We start from the raw sequence: 17,049 nt of genomic DNA, 5'->3' as shown, positions 1-17,049 counted from the left end.
TTTTCGAAGCGTTAGCCGCCTCCTCGCCTTGCCCGGTGAGGAGGCTTTCTCATAGACTTGCGCTCCCACCATCCGCCCCCCAAGACCAATCAGGAAATCATCTCCATGACTAAGCTGAAGATTGCCGTCATTGTCGGCAGCACGCGTATTGGCCGTTTTGCCGAACATCCGGCCAAGTGGATCGCCGAACTGGTCGGCCAGCGCCCCGATCTGGAAGTCGAGCTTCTCGATCTTCTCGACTATCCCATGCATTTCTTCGGCGAAGCGCGCGCCACGACGGCGGAAAGCGACTCCGCTGAGCGCTGGAAAAAGAAGCTGCGCGAGTTCGACGGCTTCATATTCACCGTCGCCGAGTACAACCATGCGCCGACGGCTGTTCTGAAGAACGCCATCGATCTCGGCGAATTCATCCAGAAGCCGGTCGGTTTCGTCGGTTACGGCGGCGTCGGCGGCGCCCGTGCAGTCGAGCAGCTGCGCCTGATCTTCGTGGAAATGAGTGCTGCTTCCGTCAAGACCGGCGTCCACATCGCCTTCAGCGAATATCTTGCCGTTCTCAAGGAGGGCAAGAGCCTTGGCGATTACGCCCATCTCAACGAGGCCGCGAAGAACCTGCTCGATCAGATCACATGGTGGGGCAATGCGCTGAAGGCTGCGCGCGCCGTCGTCACCTCGGCCTGAGAAGGCCCGCTTAGACCTAAAGCGTCTCACGTGAATCACGATTCACGTGAGACATTCAGATGTCGTAGGTATGGGCGGCGTTGATCGTCGAGATGAAGCGCTTGGTTCGTTCGCGCTTCGGCGCAGTGAAGATCGTCCTGGCGCTGCCGGTTTCGACCACACTGCCGGCTTCCAGGAAGACGACGTCATTGGCGATCTTCGAAGCGAGCCTGAGATCGTGGGTCGCCATCACCATCGTCGTGCCTTCTTTGGCGAGACGGCCGAGCACATCAACCACTTCGGCCGAAAGTTCCGGATCGAGCGCCGAGGTCGGCTCGTCGCAGAGAAGCACGCGCGGCGACGGCGCCAAGGCGCGAGCAATCGCCACCCGCTGCTGCTGACCGCCTGAGAGCGTCGACGGCCAAGCGTTTGCCTTCTCGGTCATGCCGACCTTGGTCAAGAGCTCCATGGCGCGTTCACGGGCCTTTTCCCGCGGCCATCTCAGCACGGTCACCAGGCCTTCCATGACATTCTCGATCGCGGTCTGATGCGGGAAAAGCTGGAAATTCTGGAAGACCATGCCGGTCTGCCGGCGGATCTTCTGGATCGCCTGCCAGCTCGTACGTTTGCCCGGTGCAAAGGACAGCGTTTCCTCTCCGAGGCGGATTGCCCCGGCCGTCGGGATTTCGAGCAGGTTGATACAGCGCAGCAGCGTGCTCTTGCCGCCGCCGGACGGTCCGACCAGCGCGGTGACGCTGCCTTCGGGAATACGGATGCTGATGTCCTTGAGGATGACGGCGTCGCCGAAGCGCTTTTCGATGTTGGAAAGCTCGATCATGCATTGGCCTCCAGCATGCCGCCATACCGCGCGAAGCGGCGCTCCAGCCGCACCTGCAGCTGCGAGAGAACGGAGCTCAGCACGAGATAGAGCAGCGCCGCCTCGATATAGAGGATCAGCGGCTCATAGGTGGTGGCGACGATGCGCTGTGCTGCCTGGAAGAGTTCCGGCACGGTGATGGCGGCGGCGAGCGACGTATCCTTGACCAGCGAGATGAAGGTGTTCGACAGCGGCGGCACGGCGACGCGGGCGGCTTGCGGCAGGATGGTGCGGCTCATCGCCTGGCGCCAGCTCATGCCGATCGAATAGGCGGCCTCCCATTGGCCCTTGGGCACCGAGGAGATGACGGCACGGATGATCTCGGAGCTGTAGGCGCCGATATTCAGGGTAAAACCGATGAGGGCGGCGGGAAAGGCGTCAAGCAGGATGCCGATGCTCGGCAGGCCATAGAAGATCACGAAGAGCTGGACAAGCAGCGGCGTGCCGCGGATGACCCAGACATAGAAGCGGGCGATCGCCGCGACAGGCGCGGGACCAAAAAGCCGGGCGATCGCGGTGATCAGCCCGAGGATCAAGCCGAAGGCGAAGGAAAGCAGCGTGAGGGGGATGGTGAAGATCAGTCCCGCCCAGAGGAGCGAGGGGAGCGATTCCGCCATCAATTGGAGCCAGTGCGGCAAGGAATGTTCCCTCTCGGTTGGATCGTCGTACCTCGGAATACCCCTCCCCAACCCCTCCCCACAAGGGGGAGGGACTTAATCTGGCTCTCGCCCGTCACGAAATAGCGACCAAGCTGCAAGTCGAGACATTTATTTTCAGACGCGGCGTTGCACCGCTAAAGCCCCTCCCCCTTGTGGGGAGGGGTTGAGGAGGGGACTTTTTCGAAAGGAGCTTACTTCGAAACGTCCTGGCCGAAATACTTGTCGGCGATCTTCTTGTAAGTGCCGTCGGCCTTGATGTCGGCGAGCGCCTTGTTGATCGCTTCCAGCAGTTCAGGTTCGTTCTTGCGGATGATGACGCCGGAGTAATCGGCATTTTCCTGCTCGGCGGCGATCTTCACCGGCGCGTCCGGCTTGTGCTTCTTGAAATCGAGGAAGGAGAGACTGTCGTTGATCGTGGCATCAGCGCGCTTGGTCAGCACCAGTTGGATCGACTGGTCGAAACCGTCGGTGCCGACGAGTTCGGCGCCGGCTTCGGTTGCGATTTTGCCGAAGTTGCTGGTCAGCGACTGGGCTGATTTCTTGCCTTTGAGGTCGGCGAAAGTCTTGATGCTGTCGTCGCCGTCGCGGACGATCAGCACGGCTTTAGAGGCGATATAGGGTTCGGAGAAATCATATTTCTGCTTGCGCGCTTCGGTGATGCCGACCTGGTTGATGACGGTGTCGTATCGCTTGGCGTCGAGACCGGCGATCAGGCCATCCCACTTGCCCTCGACGAACTCGGCCTTGACGCCGAGCTTGGCGGCGATGGCTTCGCCGATCTCAACGTCGAAGCCGACGAGCTTGCCGCTTTCGTCATGATAGGTGAAGGGGGCGTAGGTGCCTTCAGTGCCGATCTTGAAGACGCCGGCCGATTTGATGGCGGCGAGGTTTTCGCCGGCATGGGCAGGCAGCAGGGCTGCGGCCTGAATGAGGGCGGCAGCGGCGACGGTTTTCAACCAGTTCATTGTTCTATCCATCCTTGGGAGGTTATCATCGGATGCGGCATAGTTCGCAGAAAACTAGGGCGGCGGAAGCGAAGAAAACTGCGAATAAAAGCAGCAAGCGCAAATATTTTTCTCAAGCGGTCGGTTGAACCGTGGATCCCCTGGAAAAGACCCATCACACAGCGATACGGCGGCGCAGCCTTTCGCTGACGATGATGATCAAGCCGGCGCCGAGAATCATGCATGCGCCGGCGATGACATTATGCGTGGGGATATCGGCCCAGATCAGATAGCCGAGGAGGAAGGCCCAGACGAGAGACGTATATTCGAATGGCGCAAGCACGGAGACGGGCGCCCGGCGCATGCCTTCGAAGAGGGCGAACTGCGCCGAGCCGGCGACGACGCCGGTGGCAATGAGAAGCGCCAGCTGCGCCATATCGGGGGTCTTCCAAGTGTAGAGAACGGCAACGCCGGTCATGACAAGAAAGAAGATGTTGGAAACGGTAAGTTGGACGATGGTCTTCTCATGCAGCGAGGTCTTGCGCAGCAGCACCATGGCGGAGGCCCAGAGAACGGCCGCCTGCAGCGCCAGATAGACCGGCCAGGAAATGGCAAGACCGATCGGGTTGCAGGCGATGAGCACGCCGATGAAACCGACGCCGACGGCAAGCCAGCGCGCCGGCGTGACCTCCTCCTTCAAGATGAGCCATGCAAGCAGGGTGCCGACGACGGGTGCGGCGTAATAGAGCGTCGTCACCTCGGCCAGCTGCAGGCGGCTTGCGGCGGAATAATAGGAAAGCCAGGCCGAGAGCAGAAGGATGCTGCGGGCGATCATCGGCTTGATGATCGGCGATCTTATCGTTTGCTGGACGAGCTTGCCGCGGCCAAAAGCGAGACAACCGAGCAGGATCGTCAGACTGCGGAAAAACAGGATCTGCCAGACCGGAATAGTTGAGGTCAGGATCTTGATGATCGCGTCATGGAAGGTGAACGCCATGTAGGCGGCGCTCGTGAGCAGAATGCCCAGGCTGACGGAGTTTTTCACGGGAGATGCACCAGATGGCGGATTGCCGGCGGGAATCGAGAATGTCCGATCGATAATCCCGGCCTTCGAACCGGTCAACAGGCTTATATTTCACTCTGGTGGTGGTGCTTTGTTTCACAACGTCAGAAAACGTGTGAACATGCATATTGTCTGCACGATCATCAGCGTTTATGCACGTTTCTTATGTTTGAGATGTTGAGCCGGTAGGAACATGCAGGATTTCTTGTTGCGGGAACGCCAGGGCGTGATTTCGGAAAGGCTGCGGGTGAACGGCCGCGTGCTGGCGGCGGAACTCGCGCTCGAATTCGGCGTCTCCGAGGATACGGTGCGGCGCGACTTGCGCGAAATGGCGGCGGCAGGGCTCTGCGAGCGGGTCTATGGCGGCGCTTTGCCGGTCTCGCCGGCGCATGGAAGCCTGACCCAGCGCATCGGTTTTGCCGCTGACCGGAAACAGGCGCTGGCGCGCGCCGCGGCAAAACAGATTTCCGCCGGTTCGTGTGTGTTCTTCGATGCCGGCAGCACCAATCTGGCGATCGCCGACGCCTTGCCGGCCGAACTCGAATTGACGGCCGCGACGAATGCGCCGGCGATTGCCGCAGCGCTGATCGACAAGCCCGCCGTCAACGTCATCCTGATCGGCGGCATGGTGGACCGGCAGACGGGCGGTGCGCTCGGCGCCAAGGCTCTCCGGGATATGGAGCAGATTTCGCCCGATCTCTGCGTTCTCGGCGCCTGCGGCGTCGATCTCGAGGCCGGCATCACCGTGTTCGGTTTCGAAGATGCCGAGTTCAAGCGGTATGCGGCGTCGAGAAGCAGAAAAGTCTTGGTGGCGGCAACCTCGGAGAAATTCGGCACTGCCGCCCCCCATAGCATTCTGCCGGTCGCCCATTGCGAATGCCTGGTCGTCGAGCACGATGCGGATCCGGCGGTTCTCGCCGATTACCGCGAGCGCGGATGCAGGACTGTTGTCGCCGAGAAAACGAACTGAGACCCTCGTCATCGAGTTTAGGGAAACCGGGCGTGCAGGTCCGGCAATGAGGAAAGACCGAGAAATGGATAGTCATGTGAATGCGCCGCCGGCAGCTCGAAGCGGCTTCATTACCAGAAGCAGGGCGGCGGTTTCCCTGCTCTTTCTCATGAACGGTTTCGTCGTCGGCTGCTGGGCGCCGAAGATCCCGGATTTTGCCGAGCGTCTGGCGCTCTCCAAGTTCGAGCTTGGGCTGATGATCCTGGTCTTCGGCGTCGGCTCGCTGGTGATGATGCCGATCGCCGGCGCCCAGATTGCCAAACACGGCTCGCGCATCGTCGTTCAGGTGCTGGCTGTCTGCGTGTTGCCGCTGCTCCTGGCATTGACGCTCGCGCCGAATGTCATCACCGGGGCAATCGCGCTCTTCCTGTTCGGCGGTTTCATCGGCGCCATGGATGTGGCGATGAATGCCAATGCGGTGTCGGTCGAAAAATCCATGCGCCGCTCCATCATGTCGTCCTGCCACGCTTTCTGGAGCCTCGGCGGCCTGATCGGCTCGGGTCTCGGCGGCATCGTGATCTCCAAGCTCGGCATTCTCGGCCATGCCGAACTGGCGACGGTGCTGGCGGCGATCTTCCTCGCCGTCGCCTGGCCGATGATCCTGGCCGATCCGCCGCATCCCGACACCAAGAAGGAAAAGACAAGGTTGCCGATGGTGCCGCTGCCGTGGCTGCTCGGATTGATGGCCTTGTTTTCCATGGTGCCGGAAGGCGCGGTTCTCGACTGGGGCGCGCTCTATCTGCGCCAGGAAATGGATGCCTCCGTGGCGCTGTCCGGTCTTGGTTTTGCTGCCTTTTCGGCGACGATGGCAATCATGCGTTTTGCCGGCGACCTGGTGCGCGATCGTCTCGGTGGCGTCAAAACGCTCAGGATCTGCACCTTGTTTGCCATCGTCGGCATGCTGCTTGCCGGCCTGGCGCCCAATGCCGAGATCGCCATCCTCGGTTTTGCCTTTTGCGGCATCGGCATTTCCAACATGGTGCCGATCGCCTTCTCGGCGGCGGGCAATATTCCCGGCCTCAAGCCCGGCATCGGCATCTCCGTCGTCACGACCATGGGCTATTCCGGCATGCTGGTTGCGCCGTCCCTGATCGGCTTCGTCGCCGAGCATGTCGGCTTTGCGGCGGTCTTCATGGCGCTGCCGGTGCTGCTGCTCGTCGTTCTCCTGTTCTCCAAACTGGCGCACTATGCCGACGGAGTCTCCGGGGGCGGCCATTGAGCCGCCTGCCAACAAAAGTGATATTAGGGGCGGTTGACAAGAAAGCGGTCATGATCCACCTGAAAGGCACTGTTTCTAATGCGCGTCGCAATCTTTCAGATTGGCTCCTCGCGCTTTAGGTCTTTGTTTTACGGATGTCGTTATCGCAAAACCGCTCACACACTTTTGCGCGACATGCTTTAGGGGTGCAAGAACTCTTCATGTCTTCAGCTGCCGATTTTGATCCGAAACCGCGCCGCGCGTCCGTTGCCGTCGATGTCGGCGGCGTCATCGTCGGCGGCGGGGCGCCGGTCGTCGTGCAATCGATGACCAACACCGATACGGCCGATATCGATTCGACCGTCGCTCAGGTCGCAGCCCTCCATCGGGCGGGCTCGGAGCTGGTGCGCATCACCGTCGACCGCGACGAGAGTGCCGCCGCCGTGCCGAAGATCCGCGAGCGGCTGCTGCGGCTCGGTATGGACGTGCCGCTGATCGGCGATTTCCATTATATCGGCCACAAGCTGCTTGCCGATCATCCAGATTGTGCCGCAGCGCTGGCGAAATATCGCATCAATCCCGGCAATGTCGGCTTCAAGGACAAGAAGGACAAGCAGTTCGCCGAGATCATCGAGATGGCGATCCGCTATGACAAGCCGGTGCGCATCGGCGTCAACTGGGGCTCGCTCGATCAGGATCTGCTGACTGCGCTGATGGATGAGAATGCCGCAGCCGGTTCGCCGCTTTCGGCCCGGCAGGTGACGCGCGAGGCGATCGTGCAGTCGGCGCTGCTTTCGGCAGCCCTTGCCGAAGAGATCGGCCTGCCGCGCAACCGCATCATCCTGTCGGCCAAGGTCAGCCAGGTCCAGGACCTGATCGCCGTCAATTCCATGCTCGCCGAGCGCTCCAATCATGCCTTGCATCTCGGCCTGACCGAAGCCGGCATGGGCACCAAGGGCATCGTCGCCTCGTCGGCGGCGACGGGCTTCGTGCTGCAGCATGGCATCGGCGATACGATCCGCGTGTCGCTGACGCCGGAGCCGAACGGCGACCGGACGCGCGAAGTCCAGGTGGCGCAGGAAATCCTGCAGGTCATGGGTTTTCGCCAGTTCATACCCGTCGTTGCCGCCTGTCCCGGCTGTGGGCGCACGACGTCGACGGTCTTCCAGGAATTGGCCCAGAACATCCAGAACGACATCCGCAAGAACATGCCGGTCTGGCGCGAGAAATATCCCGGTGTCGAGGCGCTGAACGTCGCCGTCATGGGCTGCATCGTCAACGGGCCGGGCGAAAGCAAACATGCCGATATCGGCATTTCGCTTCCCGGCACCGGCGAGACACCGGCCGCCCCCGTTTTCATCGACGGCAAGAAGGCGCTGACCTTGCGCGGCGCCAATATCGCCGCCGACTTCGAGGCGCTCGTCGTCGATTATATCGAGAAGCGCTTCGGCCAGCGGACGGCGGCGGAATGAAGGCCCTCGAATGAGCCGGTACTGGTCTGATATCGTCAGCGAGCTTCGGCCCTATGTCGCCGGGGAGCAACCCCGTATTCCCGGCCTGGTCAAGCTCAACACCAACGAGAACCCCTATGGGCCCTCCCCGAAGGCGCTGGAGGCGATCAGGCAGGCGGCGGACGATCGTCTGCGGCTCTATCCCGACCCGGCGGCGACGGAATTGCGTGAGACGATCGCGGCCCGCCACGGTCTGGCGGTGGACGAAGTCTTTGTCGGCAACGGCTCCGACGAGGTTCTTGCGCATGCGTTTCAGGCGCTGCTGAAACATCAGCGGCCGCTTCTCTATCCCGATGTCACCTATAGTTTCTATCCGACCTATAGCCTGCTATACGACATCGAAGCGATCGAGGTTCCTGTCGATGATCGTTTCCGGATTCGGCTGGCGGATTACGACAGGCCGTGCGGCGCCATCATCATTCCCAATCCGAACGCACCGACCGGTATCGGCCTGCCGCTTGCCGACATAGAGGCGCTGGTGGCGGCCCATCCAGATGCGGTCGTGGTGATCGACGAGGCCTATGTCGATTTCGGCGGTGACAGCGCCATCCCGCTCATTTCCAAATATCCCAATCTGCTTGTCATTCAGACCCTGTCGAAATCCCGCTCCCTTGCGGGCCTGCGCGTCGGTTTTGCGCTAGGGCAGCGGGAACTGATCGAGGCGTTGGTGCGCGTCAAGGACAGCTTCAACTCCTATCCGCTCGATCGCCTGGCGCAGGTCGCCGCGACGGCGGCGATCAAGGACGAAGCATGGTTCGAGACATGCCGTAAGAAGCTGATCGCCAGCCGGGACGCGCTCGTCCAGGAACTCGAAGCGCTGGATTTCGAGGTGCTGCCCTCTCAGGCGAATTTCGTTTTCGCAAGGCATGACAGCCGTTCGGGCGCAAAGCTTCTAACAGCTCTCAGGGAACGTGGTGTTCTCGTCCGCCAGTTCGCCAAGCCACGCATTTCGGATTTCCTGCGCATCAGCATCGGCACGGATGAGGAATGCGCCCGTCTGGTTTCTGCTCTCAAGGAGATCCTGGTAGCCTGACCTGCGGTCAACTCTTCCGGTCGGCGATGAACTGCGCCGCTGCGGTGAGGATCGAGGCGCGGGCGCCGTAGGGGGCAAGCAGTGCCTCGGCGTCGCGGACATGCCGGCGGAGCTCACTCTCGGCCCATTCCCTGCCGTGCAGGGCAACAAGCGTTCCCTTGCCGCGGGCCGCATCCTTGCCGGTTGCCTTGCCCATGGTCACCGCATCCGAGGTCAGGTCGAGAATGTCGTCGGCGAGCTGGAAGGCAAGGCCGATCTTTTCGCCGAAGGCGCGCAGGCGGCGGCGATCTTCCGGCGGGCTTGCCGAGATGACGGCGCCGGCTTCGCAGGCAAAGCGGATCAGCGCCCCGGTCTTCATCGCCTGCAGGCGGATGATGCCGGCTTCGTCCGGGGCCTGTCTTTCCGCCGCGAGATCGAGCGCCTGGCCGCCGGCCATGCCGCCGAGACCGGCTGCGCGGGCAAGAGCCAGCACAAGCGACGCCTTGCTGGTGTCGGGAAGGGCGGTTTCCGGCGCGGCGATGATGTCGAAGGCGTAGGTCAGCAGGCTGTCGCCTGCGAGGATCGCCGTCGCTTCATCGAATTTGATGTGAACCGTCGGTTTGCCGCGGCGCAGATCATCATCGTCCATGGCCGGCAGATCGTCATGCACGAGCGAATAGCAGTGGACGCATTCAAGCGCGGCGCCGACGCGAAGGGCCGCCTCGGCGTCACCGCCGAGGAGGGCAGCGCTTTCGACGACCAGGAACGGGCGCAGCCGCTTGCCGCCGTTCAGCACGGCATAGTGCATGGCGCTGCGCAAGGTCTCGGGCCTGACGATCTCGTCGGAGAGGGGGGTCGGTAAAAGCAATGCGTCGAGCAGCGCCTCGATCTCGCGGGCGTTGTTCTTCAGCCTCGTCTCGAAAGTGTCCAGGTTCGCATCCATGGGCGCTGTTTGGCATGAGCGCCCACGAGCTTGCAACGGAATTGTCGATGGCGCAGCAAGATTCGCCACGCACTCTGGCATAAGCGGCCCACAGGCGTTATGAGAACGACAGGAGCGAAATCGGGCTGGGGACATTGGATATAGCGCCAGAGATAGGGGACAGCGTCGACGCGCCGGCCGAGCGGCGATGGTTTGGAGACCGGCGTGTGCTGAAACGCATTGTCCTTGCCGTGCTGGCCTTGGTAATCCTTCCCTATGCGATGATCTTCTTCTACCTGGTGCCCTTCATACACCCGGTCTCGACGCTGATGCTGCGCGATCTCGTGCTGTTGCGCGGCTATGACCGCAGGTGGGTGTCGCTCGATGACGTCGCCCCGGTTCTGGTGCAGTCGGTGATGATGTCCGAGGATGGGCAATATTGCTTCCACGGCGGCGTCGACTGGGCCGAGATGCGCATGCTGGTCGAGGATACGCTGAAAGGCCAGGCGACCCGAGGCGGCAGCACTATCCCGATGCAGACGGCAAAGAACCTCTTTCTCTGGAACGGCCGTTCCTTCGTGCGCAAGGCGATGGAGCTTCCGCTTGCTGTTTCCACGGATTTCGTGCTGTCGAAGCGGCGGCTGATGGAAATCTATCTCAACATCGCCGAATGGGGCCCGGGCATTTACGGCATCGAGGCGGCGGCCCAGCATCATTTCAAGGTGCCGGCCTCGAAGCTGACGCGGCGCCAGGCGTCGCTGCTTGCGGTCTCGCTGCCGAACCCGATCGATCGCAATGCCGGCAAGCCGGGACGCGGCCTTCGCCGGCTTGCCGGCGTGATCGAGCGGCGGGCACAGGGTTCGGGCGATTACATCAAATGCATCTATGACTGAGATCAGAACTTGTCGTTGGTAGCCTCAAGCGTCATCTGACATTCTTGGTTCTGCCATATGGGCCGTGCAGTCCAATCAGAACCCCTGAGTCGCCCATGACCGTCACGATGTTTTCTCCCGAGCTTCTCTTCTATTCGAAGACGCACAATCCGACCCCGCCCGCCCATCTCGGCAGCCGCTATCGCAAGGTCGGCGGCTTCCTGCCGGAAGCCGGCAATACCATCGTCTGCCATGTCGAGAAGGGATCGCGGACGCAGGCGGTGCTGATCGAGGCGCGGGAGACATATCTGGCAATGCCCGAAGCTGCGCAGTTCCTGTTCACGCCGATAACCAGCCTTCACATGACGCTCTTCGAAGGGCTCATCGACACCCGGCGCCGGCAGGATTGCTGGCCGGGCGATCTTCCGCTCGAGACGCCGATCGACGACATGACCGAGCTGATGGCGGCGCGGCTCGAAGGTTTTTCGATGGCCGCCCCCTTCAAGGTCGCCATCGTCGAAGCTCGCCCTTCGGGGCTGCTCGTCGACGGGGCGACGGAGAACGACCGCAGGATCATGCGCGCCTGGCGCGACGCCTTTGCCGATCTCCTCGGTTATCGCCAGCCGAACCATGAGGATTACAAGTTTCACATGACCTTCTCCTATCCGATCGAGCGGCTGGAGGACGAAGCCCTGCCACGTTGGCAGGCGATGCTCGACGACGTTGCCGAGGATATCCGCCGCAAGGCCCCTATTTTCGAGCTGACGCCGCCGGCATTTTGCGTCTTCGAGGACATGAACCATTTCCACGAATTGCTGATTTTCGATTTCGACGCCTGAACGGGAGAAGCCCATGGACAGACCGACGCTCTATATCGCCAACAAGAACTACTCCTCCTGGTCGTTCCGGCCCTGGATGGCGCTGACGGGCCTCGGCATCGATTTCGAGGAGGTCCTGATCCCCTTCGACGACGCGGCCGGCAATCCCAACATCAAGGCCGTCTCTCCGACCGGGCGAGTGCCGCTTCTGCAGCATGGCGCATTGAAGATCTGGGAATCGCTGGCGATCATCGAATATGCCGCCGAGATTTATCCCGACGTCGGGCTTCTGCCTGCAGATCGCGCCCAGCGGGCGCTTGCCCGTTCGGTTTCGATGGAAATGCTCTCGAGCTTCCGGGCTCTGCGCAGCGCCTGCCCGATGAATATGCGCCGGCCGAAGGCCAGGATCTCATTGCCTGATGGCGTCGAGGCGGATGTCGGCCGCATCGAGACGATCTGGCGCGATCTCCTGCAGCAATCCGGCGGGCCGTTTCTCTTCGGGGCGTTCAGCGGGGCGGATGCGATGTTTGCGCCCGTCGTCAATCGGTTCGAGATCTATGACCTGGTCAACCGAAGCGATACGCTTGCCTATATGCAGACCATGAAGGCGCATCCGGCCTGGCGGAAATGGGAAGAGGCGGCGCGCGCCGAACGTTGGATCGTGCCGGAAGACGAAGTCTGAGGTCGGAATCATCGGCGTGTCAAAAAATATGCATAGGGACTGGTCAAGGCCGCCCCGTGCATGTATAAGCGCGCAAAATTTCCGAAATCGCGACATGTCCGTTTCGGCCGCCAGTCTGGCCGTCGGAATGTTTTGCCCGCAAGTGGAGTAAGAGAAATGGCTGTACCGAAGAGAAAAACAAGCCCGTCCAAGCGCGGTATGCGCCGTTCGGCTGACGCGCTGAAGGCTCCGACCTATGTCGAAGACAAGAACTCCGGCGAACTGCGCCGCCCGCATCATATCGACCTGAAGACCGGCATGTATCGCGGCCGTCAGGTTCTGACGCCGAAGGAAAGCGCATAATTTCCGATTTCGGCTTGTCCGATCGAAAGTTTCAAGGCCGGCGTCAAGCCGGCCTTTTCATATTAGGCGATATAATATTTGCAATGACTTGCAGTGGGGCAATGCTTTGCGGCAGTATTCTTCCAGCCGCCAAGGAGATTGCCGATGATAGCCGCAATGCCGCTGATGATTATCCCGTTCGTTCTCTACAATCTGGCGATGCTGGGCCTGATGGGCGATGGCGGTATTCCGGCGCTGCAGCATGATGTCATCGTATTGTCGATGATCTCGGGCGCGATCTGGAGCATGGCGCTCGGCGATCTTTTCATCGTCATAGCGCTTGTCGTGCTGTTCTTCGAAATCCTGAAAGCGACCAGAACGGGTCCCGGCAACCTCATCAACCACATATTGTCAATGCTGGTTTTCATCGCTTTCCTGGTCGAGTTTCTGCTCGTCCGGGATGCTGCGACGCAGGTCTTCTTCATTTTGATGACGATCGCTCTGATCGATGTCATCGGCGGGTTTGCCGTGTCGATCCGGAGCGCCGGGCGGGATGTCTCGATCGGATTATAGGTTGTCGAGCTTGTTCTGAAGGGCGCGGAGCTGTTCCTTCAGTTCGTCGATATCCTTGGCCTCGGCCTTGCGGCTTTCCTTGGCAGGCGGGGTCATGAAGGGCGAGAACATCTGCATCGCCTGCTGAAACAGCTCGGTATTGCGGCGAACCTGGTCCTCGACCATCTGCATCGGCAACTGCAGGTTCTTGCCGAGCGGTGTTTCGCCGAAGGCGCGGTTCACCTGCTCGCGCATCTGGGACTGCTGTTCGCTGAAGGCGCGCATCGAATGTTCGAGAAAGCTCGGCACGACCATCTGCATCTGGTCGCCGTAATAGGTGATAAGCTGACGCAGGAAGGAGATCGGGAGCAAGGTGTTGCCGGTCTTCGATTCCTGCTCGAAGATGATCTGGGTCAGCACCGAATGAGTGATGTCATCTCCGCTTTTTGCATCCTGGACGGTAAATTCTTCGCCCTTCTTCACCATCTCCGCCAGGTCTTCCAGCGTGACGTAGGTGCTGGTGCCTGTATTGTATAGCCGGCGATTGGCGTATTTCTTGATGACAATCTGACCCTCATGCTTCGCCATATCAGTCTCCTGGACCCCCGTCTGAATTATGGATATTCCTCCACTTCAGACTGTAAACGCAAAAGAAGGCCGGTGACAATCTCTTTGTGCGATGCGGCAAACCTTTCACAGAGCAGATGAATCGGGCTTTCGCCGGCTCGGGCCGAAAAATGACGGCGGCCGGTCTTCGCGTTTGACTTGCGCTCCAAGCTTTGACAGTTTCCTCTTATGTAAGTGAGACGAAAACGAGGAGCGTCCCCCATGAGCAATTCATCCATCGTCATCGCCAGCGCAGGTCGAACGGCTGTCGGCTCGTTCAACGGCGCATTCGCAACGGTCCCCGCGCATGAGCTCGGCGCGGCCGTCATCAAGGGGGCGCTCGCGCGCGCTGGCGTCGATGCCGGCGAAGTGGACGAGGTGATCCTCGGCCAGGTGCTCGCTGCCGGCGAGGGCCAGAACCCGGCTCGCCAGGCGGCGATAAAAGGCGGCATTCCGAAGGAGGCGACGGCCTGGGGCGTCAACCAGCTCTGCGGCTCCGGCCTGCGCGCCGTCGCGCTCGGCATGCAGCAGATCGCTACCGGCGATGCCAAGATCATCGTTGCCGGCGGCCAGGAATCCATGTCGATGGCGCCGCATGCCGCGCATCTGCGCGGTGGCACCAAGATGGGCGACATGAAGATGATCGACACGATGATCAAGGACGGCCTGACCGATGCCTTCCTCGGCTATCACATGGGCGTCACCGCCGAGAATGTCGCGCGTCAGTGGCAGCTTTCGCGCGACGACCAGGATCAGTTCGCCGTCGCCTCGCAGAACAAGGCGGAGGCGGCGCAGAAGGCCGGCCGTTTTGCCGACGAGATCATCCCCTACGTCATTGAGACGCGTAAGGGCGACGTTACCGTCGATGCCGACGAATATATCCGCCACGGCGCCACGCTGGAGGCGATGGGCAAACTGCGCCCGGCCTTCGACAAGGAAGGCACGGTTACGGCCGCGAATGCCTCCGGCCTCAATGACGGCGCGGCCGCAGCCGTGCTGATGAGCGAAGCAGAAGCGGTCCGGCGCGGCATCCAGCCGCTCGCCCGCATCGTGTCCTGGGCAACGGCGGGCGTCGATCCCTCGATCATGGGCACCGGCCCGATCCCGGCGTCGCGCAAGGCGCTTGAAAAGGCCGGCTGGTCGGTCGGCGATCTCGATCTCGTCGAAGCCAACGAGGCGTTTGCGGCGCAGGCCTGTGCCGTCACCAAGGATCTCGGCTGGGATCCGTCGATCGTCAACGTCAATGGCGGGGCGATCGCGATCGGCCATCCGATCGGCGCTTCCGGCGCGCGCATCCTCAACACGCTGCTGTTCGAAATGAAGCGCCGCGGTGCCAAGAAGGGTCTTGCCACGCTTTGCATCGGCGGCGGCATGGGTGTCGCGATGTGCTTCGAAGCACTTTAAACAGCATACGATCCGTCATTGATTGAAATCCTGCCACGGCGGGCGGACACAAAAAGGGAGCGGAACATGAGCAGAGTGGCTTTGGTCACTGGGGGTACACGCGGCATCGGTGCGGCAATATCTGTGGCGTTGAAAAACGCCGGGTACAAGGTTGCCGCCAATTATGCCGGCAACGATGAGAAAGCCAATGCCTTCCACGACGTCACCGGCATCGCGGTGTTCAAATGGGATGTTTCGGATTACGCTGCCTGCGGCGAGGGGGTCTCCAGGATCGAAAGCGAGATCGGGCCGGTCGAAGTGCTGGTCAACAATGCCGGCATCACCCGCGACGCGATGTTCCACAAGATGACGCCGCAGCAATGGCACGAGGTGATCAATACCAACCTCACCGGCCTGTTCAACATGACGCATCAGGTCTGGACCGGGATGCGCGACCGCAGCTTCGGCCGCATCGTCAATATCTCGTCGATCAATGGCCAGAAGGGCCAGATGGGTCAGGCGAACTATTCGGCGGCCAAAGCCGGCGATCTCGGCTTCACCAAGGCGCTGGCCCAGGAAGGGGCGGCCAAGAACATCACCGTCAACGCCATCTGCCCCGGTTATATCGGCACCGAGATGGTGCTCGCCGTGCCGGAGAAGGTGCTGAACGAACGGATCATTCCGCAGATTCCCGTCGGTCGTCTCGGCGAGCCTGAAGAGATCGCGCGCTGCGTCACCTTCCTCGCCTCCGACGATGCCGGCTTCATCACCGGTTCGACGCTGACGGCCAATGGCGGGCAGTTCTTCGTCTAGTCCTAAAAATCGGAATCGATAATAAGCAAGGGCGCGCCCGATTGGACGCGCCCTTGCTTATTCATGCCTCGGACTATGACGGAGCGGCAGCAAGAAAAACGGGCGCCGAAGCGCCCGTTGGGAAGTCCGATATGCTTTTGCCGATCAGTAGCGGCAACGAGCCTCGTAGCGGCGGCCGTAGCGGTCGCGGTAGACGCAGTAGCCGCGGCGTTCGACCGACTGGCCGATGAGAGCGCCGGTCAGACCGCCGGCAACGGCGCCGACGGCGGCACCACCCCAGCTGTTGGTGACGGCACCGCCGATGACCGCACCGGTGCCGGCGCCGATCGCCGTGCCCTGCTCGGTCGCTGTGCAGGATGCCAGGGCGCCGACGAGCGCACCAATAAGAACAATCTTCTTCATCATGTCGTAACTCCCCAGGTTTGTTGGCCTTTAGATGCGGCCCATGAGTACAAGGATAATGATAATCACGAGAACTAGCCCCAAACCGCCAGAAGGTCCATAGCCCCAGCCACGGCTATAACCCCAATTCGGCAAGGCTCCGATCAAGAGCAGAATGAGGATAACAAGAAGTATTGTGCCAAGCATGGTGTGTTTCCTTCATTTCATCGGCAATTTGAATGGACGAGAAACACGCATTGGCGATTTTTGTTCCCGGTTAAGCCAGGAAATGTGACGCACCCCCACCCCGACCCGACCGGAAACCTGTGCGTATGGTTAAAAAGACGTTTAAATACAACATGTTGCGGTGAACAAAGCAAGAAGGTCCCGATGTCGCCGATTCGTCAGCGATTCGTTCCGTTTTTGATCGGCGCGCCGCCAGCGACTATCCCGGCTTAACGGCTTCTGAATCCGGCTTCCGAAAGATTAACGCCGATGCGACAGGTCAGAACGGGGAGCCGGATCGGCGATCCGCATCTAGCGCATCGACTAAATTTCGCCACCAGATGTGGCCGTGAACGAAAGGCGAAAACGATACGGTCAGCGATTCGTCGCCGATTCGTTCCGGCTTTGGTCGAGAGGTTAATTTCGGGCGCAATTTTTGATTGTTCGCGGCCGGAGGAAATGTCTGACGGGAAGCGACGAAAGTGCCAAGCGGAGGGAGTCCGGCGATTCAGCATCTAGTGGGAAAAAGTGATTCAAAATCAAT

Annotated in this window: 20 protein-coding genes; 12 read left to right on the top strand and 8 right to left on the bottom strand. The window is 60.9% G+C overall.

Going from position 1 to position 17,049, the window contains the following annotated elements:
- Nucleotides 1-105: 105 nt before the first annotated feature.
- The gene (locus RLEG4DRAFT_RS32120; RefSeq protein ID WP_003583064.1) at nt 106-678 is read left to right on the top strand and encodes an NADPH-dependent FMN reductase; all 573 of its coding nucleotides are present in this window, start codon (nt 106-108) and stop codon (nt 676-678) included.
- 55 nt (nt 679-733) lie between these two features.
- On the opposite strand, the gene RLEG4DRAFT_RS32115 is transcribed toward RLEG4DRAFT_RS32120, so the two are convergent.
- The 4 genes from RLEG4DRAFT_RS32115 to RLEG4DRAFT_RS32100 form a co-directional block, all read right to left on the bottom strand.
- Nucleotides 734-1,495, bottom strand: a complete 762-nt coding sequence (locus RLEG4DRAFT_RS32115) for an amino acid ABC transporter ATP-binding protein (RefSeq protein WP_003583063.1) — start codon at nt 1,493-1,495, stop codon at nt 734-736.
- Entirely contained in the window at nt 1,492-2,172 is a 681-nt protein-coding gene (locus RLEG4DRAFT_RS32110; RefSeq protein ID WP_003583061.1) for an amino acid ABC transporter permease, read from the bottom strand. Before RLEG4DRAFT_RS32110 ends, RLEG4DRAFT_RS32115 begins: the two co-directional genes overlap by 4 nt.
- Before the next feature lie 212 nt (nt 2,173-2,384).
- The gene (locus RLEG4DRAFT_RS32105) at nt 2,385-3,158 is read right to left on the bottom strand and encodes an amino acid ABC transporter substrate-binding protein (RefSeq protein WP_003583060.1); all 774 of its coding nucleotides are present in this window, start codon (nt 3,156-3,158) and stop codon (nt 2,385-2,387) included.
- A gap of 154 nt (nt 3,159-3,312) precedes the next feature.
- The gene (locus RLEG4DRAFT_RS32100; RefSeq protein WP_003583058.1) at nt 3,313-4,182 is read right to left on the bottom strand and encodes a DMT family transporter; all 870 of its coding nucleotides are present in this window, start codon (nt 4,180-4,182) and stop codon (nt 3,313-3,315) included.
- A 211-nt stretch (nt 4,183-4,393) separates the two neighbouring features.
- On the opposite strand from RLEG4DRAFT_RS32100, the gene RLEG4DRAFT_RS32095 reads away from it, so the two are divergent.
- The 4 genes from RLEG4DRAFT_RS32095 to hisC all read left to right on the top strand — a co-directional run bounded on the left by RLEG4DRAFT_RS32095 (nt 4,394) and on the right by hisC (nt 8,951).
- Entirely contained in the window at nt 4,394-5,170 is a 777-nt protein-coding gene (locus RLEG4DRAFT_RS32095) for a DeoR/GlpR family DNA-binding transcription regulator (protein ID WP_003583056.1), read from the top strand.
- A 64-nt stretch (nt 5,171-5,234) separates the two neighbouring features.
- Nucleotides 5,235-6,428, top strand: a complete 1,194-nt coding sequence (locus tag RLEG4DRAFT_RS32090) for an MFS transporter (protein WP_003583054.1) — start codon at nt 5,235-5,237, stop codon at nt 6,426-6,428.
- 200 nt (nt 6,429-6,628) lie between these two features.
- A complete protein-coding gene (gene ispG, locus RLEG4DRAFT_RS32085) occupies nt 6,629-7,879 on the top strand; it encodes a flavodoxin-dependent (E)-4-hydroxy-3-methylbut-2-enyl-diphosphate synthase (protein WP_003583052.1) in 1,251 nt (416 codons plus the stop codon).
- 10 nt (nt 7,880-7,889) lie between these two features.
- Complete coding sequence (gene hisC / locus RLEG4DRAFT_RS32080; RefSeq protein WP_003583051.1) at nt 7,890-8,951, top strand: histidinol-phosphate transaminase; 1,062 nt, start codon at nt 7,890-7,892, stop codon at nt 8,949-8,951.
- Between the two features lie 7 nt (nt 8,952-8,958).
- On the opposite strand, the gene RLEG4DRAFT_RS32075 is transcribed toward hisC, so the two are convergent.
- On the bottom strand, nt 8,959-9,873 hold the full coding sequence (locus tag RLEG4DRAFT_RS32075) for a polyprenyl synthetase family protein (protein WP_003583050.1): 915 nt from the start codon (nt 9,871-9,873) through the stop codon (nt 8,959-8,961).
- A gap of 134 nt (nt 9,874-10,007) precedes the next feature.
- Between RLEG4DRAFT_RS32075 and mtgA the strand changes: the two genes are divergently transcribed.
- The 5 genes from mtgA to RLEG4DRAFT_RS32050 all read left to right on the top strand — a co-directional run bounded on the left by mtgA (nt 10,008) and on the right by RLEG4DRAFT_RS32050 (nt 13,118).
- Entirely contained in the window at nt 10,008-10,745 is a 738-nt protein-coding gene (gene mtgA / locus RLEG4DRAFT_RS32070; protein WP_037094445.1) for a monofunctional biosynthetic peptidoglycan transglycosylase, read from the top strand.
- Nucleotides 10,746-10,840: 95 nt separating this feature from the next.
- Nucleotides 10,841-11,563, top strand: a complete 723-nt coding sequence (locus RLEG4DRAFT_RS32065; RefSeq protein WP_003583048.1) for a DUF1868 domain-containing protein — start codon at nt 10,841-10,843, stop codon at nt 11,561-11,563.
- Between the two features lie 13 nt (nt 11,564-11,576).
- Complete coding sequence (locus RLEG4DRAFT_RS32060) at nt 11,577-12,224, top strand: glutathione S-transferase family protein (protein ID WP_003583047.1); 648 nt, start codon at nt 11,577-11,579, stop codon at nt 12,222-12,224.
- Between the two features lie 156 nt (nt 12,225-12,380).
- Nucleotides 12,381-12,566 (top strand): 50S ribosomal protein L32, encoded by a 186-nt coding sequence (gene rpmF / locus RLEG4DRAFT_RS32055; protein WP_003543812.1) that lies wholly within the window; start codon nt 12,381-12,383, stop codon nt 12,564-12,566.
- 144 nt (nt 12,567-12,710) lie between these two features.
- The gene (locus tag RLEG4DRAFT_RS32050; protein ID WP_003567565.1) at nt 12,711-13,118 is read left to right on the top strand and encodes a hypothetical protein; all 408 of its coding nucleotides are present in this window, start codon (nt 12,711-12,713) and stop codon (nt 13,116-13,118) included.
- On the opposite strand, the gene phaR is transcribed toward RLEG4DRAFT_RS32050, so the two are convergent.
- Nucleotides 13,113-13,685 (bottom strand): polyhydroxyalkanoate synthesis repressor PhaR, encoded by a 573-nt coding sequence (gene phaR, locus RLEG4DRAFT_RS32045; RefSeq protein ID WP_003583046.1) that lies wholly within the window; start codon nt 13,683-13,685, stop codon nt 13,113-13,115. The genes RLEG4DRAFT_RS32050 and phaR overlap by 6 nt on opposite strands.
- 240 nt (nt 13,686-13,925) lie before the next feature.
- Here phaR and RLEG4DRAFT_RS32040 point away from each other — a divergent pair, with 240 nt between their 5' ends.
- Nucleotides 13,926-15,107: an acetyl-CoA C-acetyltransferase gene (locus tag RLEG4DRAFT_RS32040; RefSeq protein ID WP_003583045.1), complete on the top strand. Its 1,182-nt coding sequence runs from the start codon at nt 13,926-13,928 to the stop codon at nt 15,105-15,107.
- Between the two features lie 66 nt (nt 15,108-15,173).
- Nucleotides 15,174-15,899 (top strand): beta-ketoacyl-ACP reductase, encoded by a 726-nt coding sequence (locus tag RLEG4DRAFT_RS32035; RefSeq protein WP_003583044.1) that lies wholly within the window; start codon nt 15,174-15,176, stop codon nt 15,897-15,899.
- A 144-nt stretch (nt 15,900-16,043) separates the two neighbouring features.
- Here the strand turns inward: RLEG4DRAFT_RS32035 and RLEG4DRAFT_RS32030 are convergent, their stop codons facing one another.
- Together RLEG4DRAFT_RS32030 and RLEG4DRAFT_RS39495 are read right to left on the bottom strand one after the other, a co-directional pair.
- On the bottom strand, nt 16,044-16,304 hold the full coding sequence (locus RLEG4DRAFT_RS32030) for a YMGG-like glycine zipper-containing protein (RefSeq protein WP_003543792.1): 261 nt from the start codon (nt 16,302-16,304) through the stop codon (nt 16,044-16,046).
- 27 nt (nt 16,305-16,331) lie between these two features.
- Nucleotides 16,332-16,487: a DUF3309 family protein gene (locus tag RLEG4DRAFT_RS39495; protein ID WP_003543790.1), complete on the bottom strand. Its 156-nt coding sequence runs from the start codon at nt 16,485-16,487 to the stop codon at nt 16,332-16,334.
- Nucleotides 16,488-17,049 lie beyond the last annotated feature (562 nt).

The organism is Rhizobium leguminosarum bv. trifolii WSM2297 (genome assembly GCF_000271845.1).
This window is presented reverse-complemented; position numbering and strand designations above follow the sequence as displayed.

What these genes read in the sequence shown, in the direction of transcription:
- RLEG4DRAFT_RS32120 (WP_003583064.1), top strand. Translation starts at nt 106, where the DNA reads ATGACTAAGCTGAAGATTGCCGTCATTGTCGGCAGCACGCGTATTGGC.
- RLEG4DRAFT_RS32115 (WP_003583063.1), bottom strand. Translation starts at nt 1,495, where the DNA reads ATGATCGAGCTTTCCAACATCGAAAAGCGCTTCGGCGACGCCGTCATC.
- RLEG4DRAFT_RS32105 (WP_003583060.1), bottom strand. Translation starts at nt 3,158, where the DNA reads ATGAACTGGTTGAAAACCGTCGCCGCTGCCGCCCTCATTCAGGCCGCA.
- RLEG4DRAFT_RS32095 (WP_003583056.1), top strand. Translation starts at nt 4,394, where the DNA reads ATGCAGGATTTCTTGTTGCGGGAACGCCAGGGCGTGATTTCGGAAAGG.
- RLEG4DRAFT_RS32090 (WP_003583054.1), top strand. Translation starts at nt 5,235, where the DNA reads ATGGATAGTCATGTGAATGCGCCGCCGGCAGCTCGAAGCGGCTTCATT.
- ispG (WP_003583052.1), top strand. Translation starts at nt 6,629, where the DNA reads ATGTCTTCAGCTGCCGATTTTGATCCGAAACCGCGCCGCGCGTCCGTT.
- hisC (WP_003583051.1), top strand. Translation starts at nt 7,890, where the DNA reads ATGAGCCGGTACTGGTCTGATATCGTCAGCGAGCTTCGGCCCTATGTC.
- RLEG4DRAFT_RS32075 (WP_003583050.1), bottom strand. Translation starts at nt 9,873, where the DNA reads ATGGATGCGAACCTGGACACTTTCGAGACGAGGCTGAAGAACAACGCC.
- RLEG4DRAFT_RS32065 (WP_003583048.1), top strand. Translation starts at nt 10,841, where the DNA reads ATGACCGTCACGATGTTTTCTCCCGAGCTTCTCTTCTATTCGAAGACG.
- RLEG4DRAFT_RS32060 (WP_003583047.1), top strand. Translation starts at nt 11,577, where the DNA reads ATGGACAGACCGACGCTCTATATCGCCAACAAGAACTACTCCTCCTGG.
- rpmF (WP_003543812.1), top strand. Translation starts at nt 12,381, where the DNA reads ATGGCTGTACCGAAGAGAAAAACAAGCCCGTCCAAGCGCGGTATGCGC.
- RLEG4DRAFT_RS32050 (WP_003567565.1), top strand. Translation starts at nt 12,711, where the DNA reads ATGATAGCCGCAATGCCGCTGATGATTATCCCGTTCGTTCTCTACAAT.
- phaR (WP_003583046.1), bottom strand. Translation starts at nt 13,685, where the DNA reads ATGGCGAAGCATGAGGGTCAGATTGTCATCAAGAAATACGCCAATCGC.
- RLEG4DRAFT_RS32040 (WP_003583045.1), top strand. Translation starts at nt 13,926, where the DNA reads ATGAGCAATTCATCCATCGTCATCGCCAGCGCAGGTCGAACGGCTGTC.
- RLEG4DRAFT_RS32035 (WP_003583044.1), top strand. Translation starts at nt 15,174, where the DNA reads ATGAGCAGAGTGGCTTTGGTCACTGGGGGTACACGCGGCATCGGTGCG.
- RLEG4DRAFT_RS32030 (WP_003543792.1), bottom strand. Translation starts at nt 16,304, where the DNA reads ATGATGAAGAAGATTGTTCTTATTGGTGCGCTCGTCGGCGCCCTGGCA.
- RLEG4DRAFT_RS39495 (WP_003543790.1), bottom strand. Translation starts at nt 16,487, where the DNA reads ATGCTTGGCACAATACTTCTTGTTATCCTCATTCTGCTCTTGATCGGA.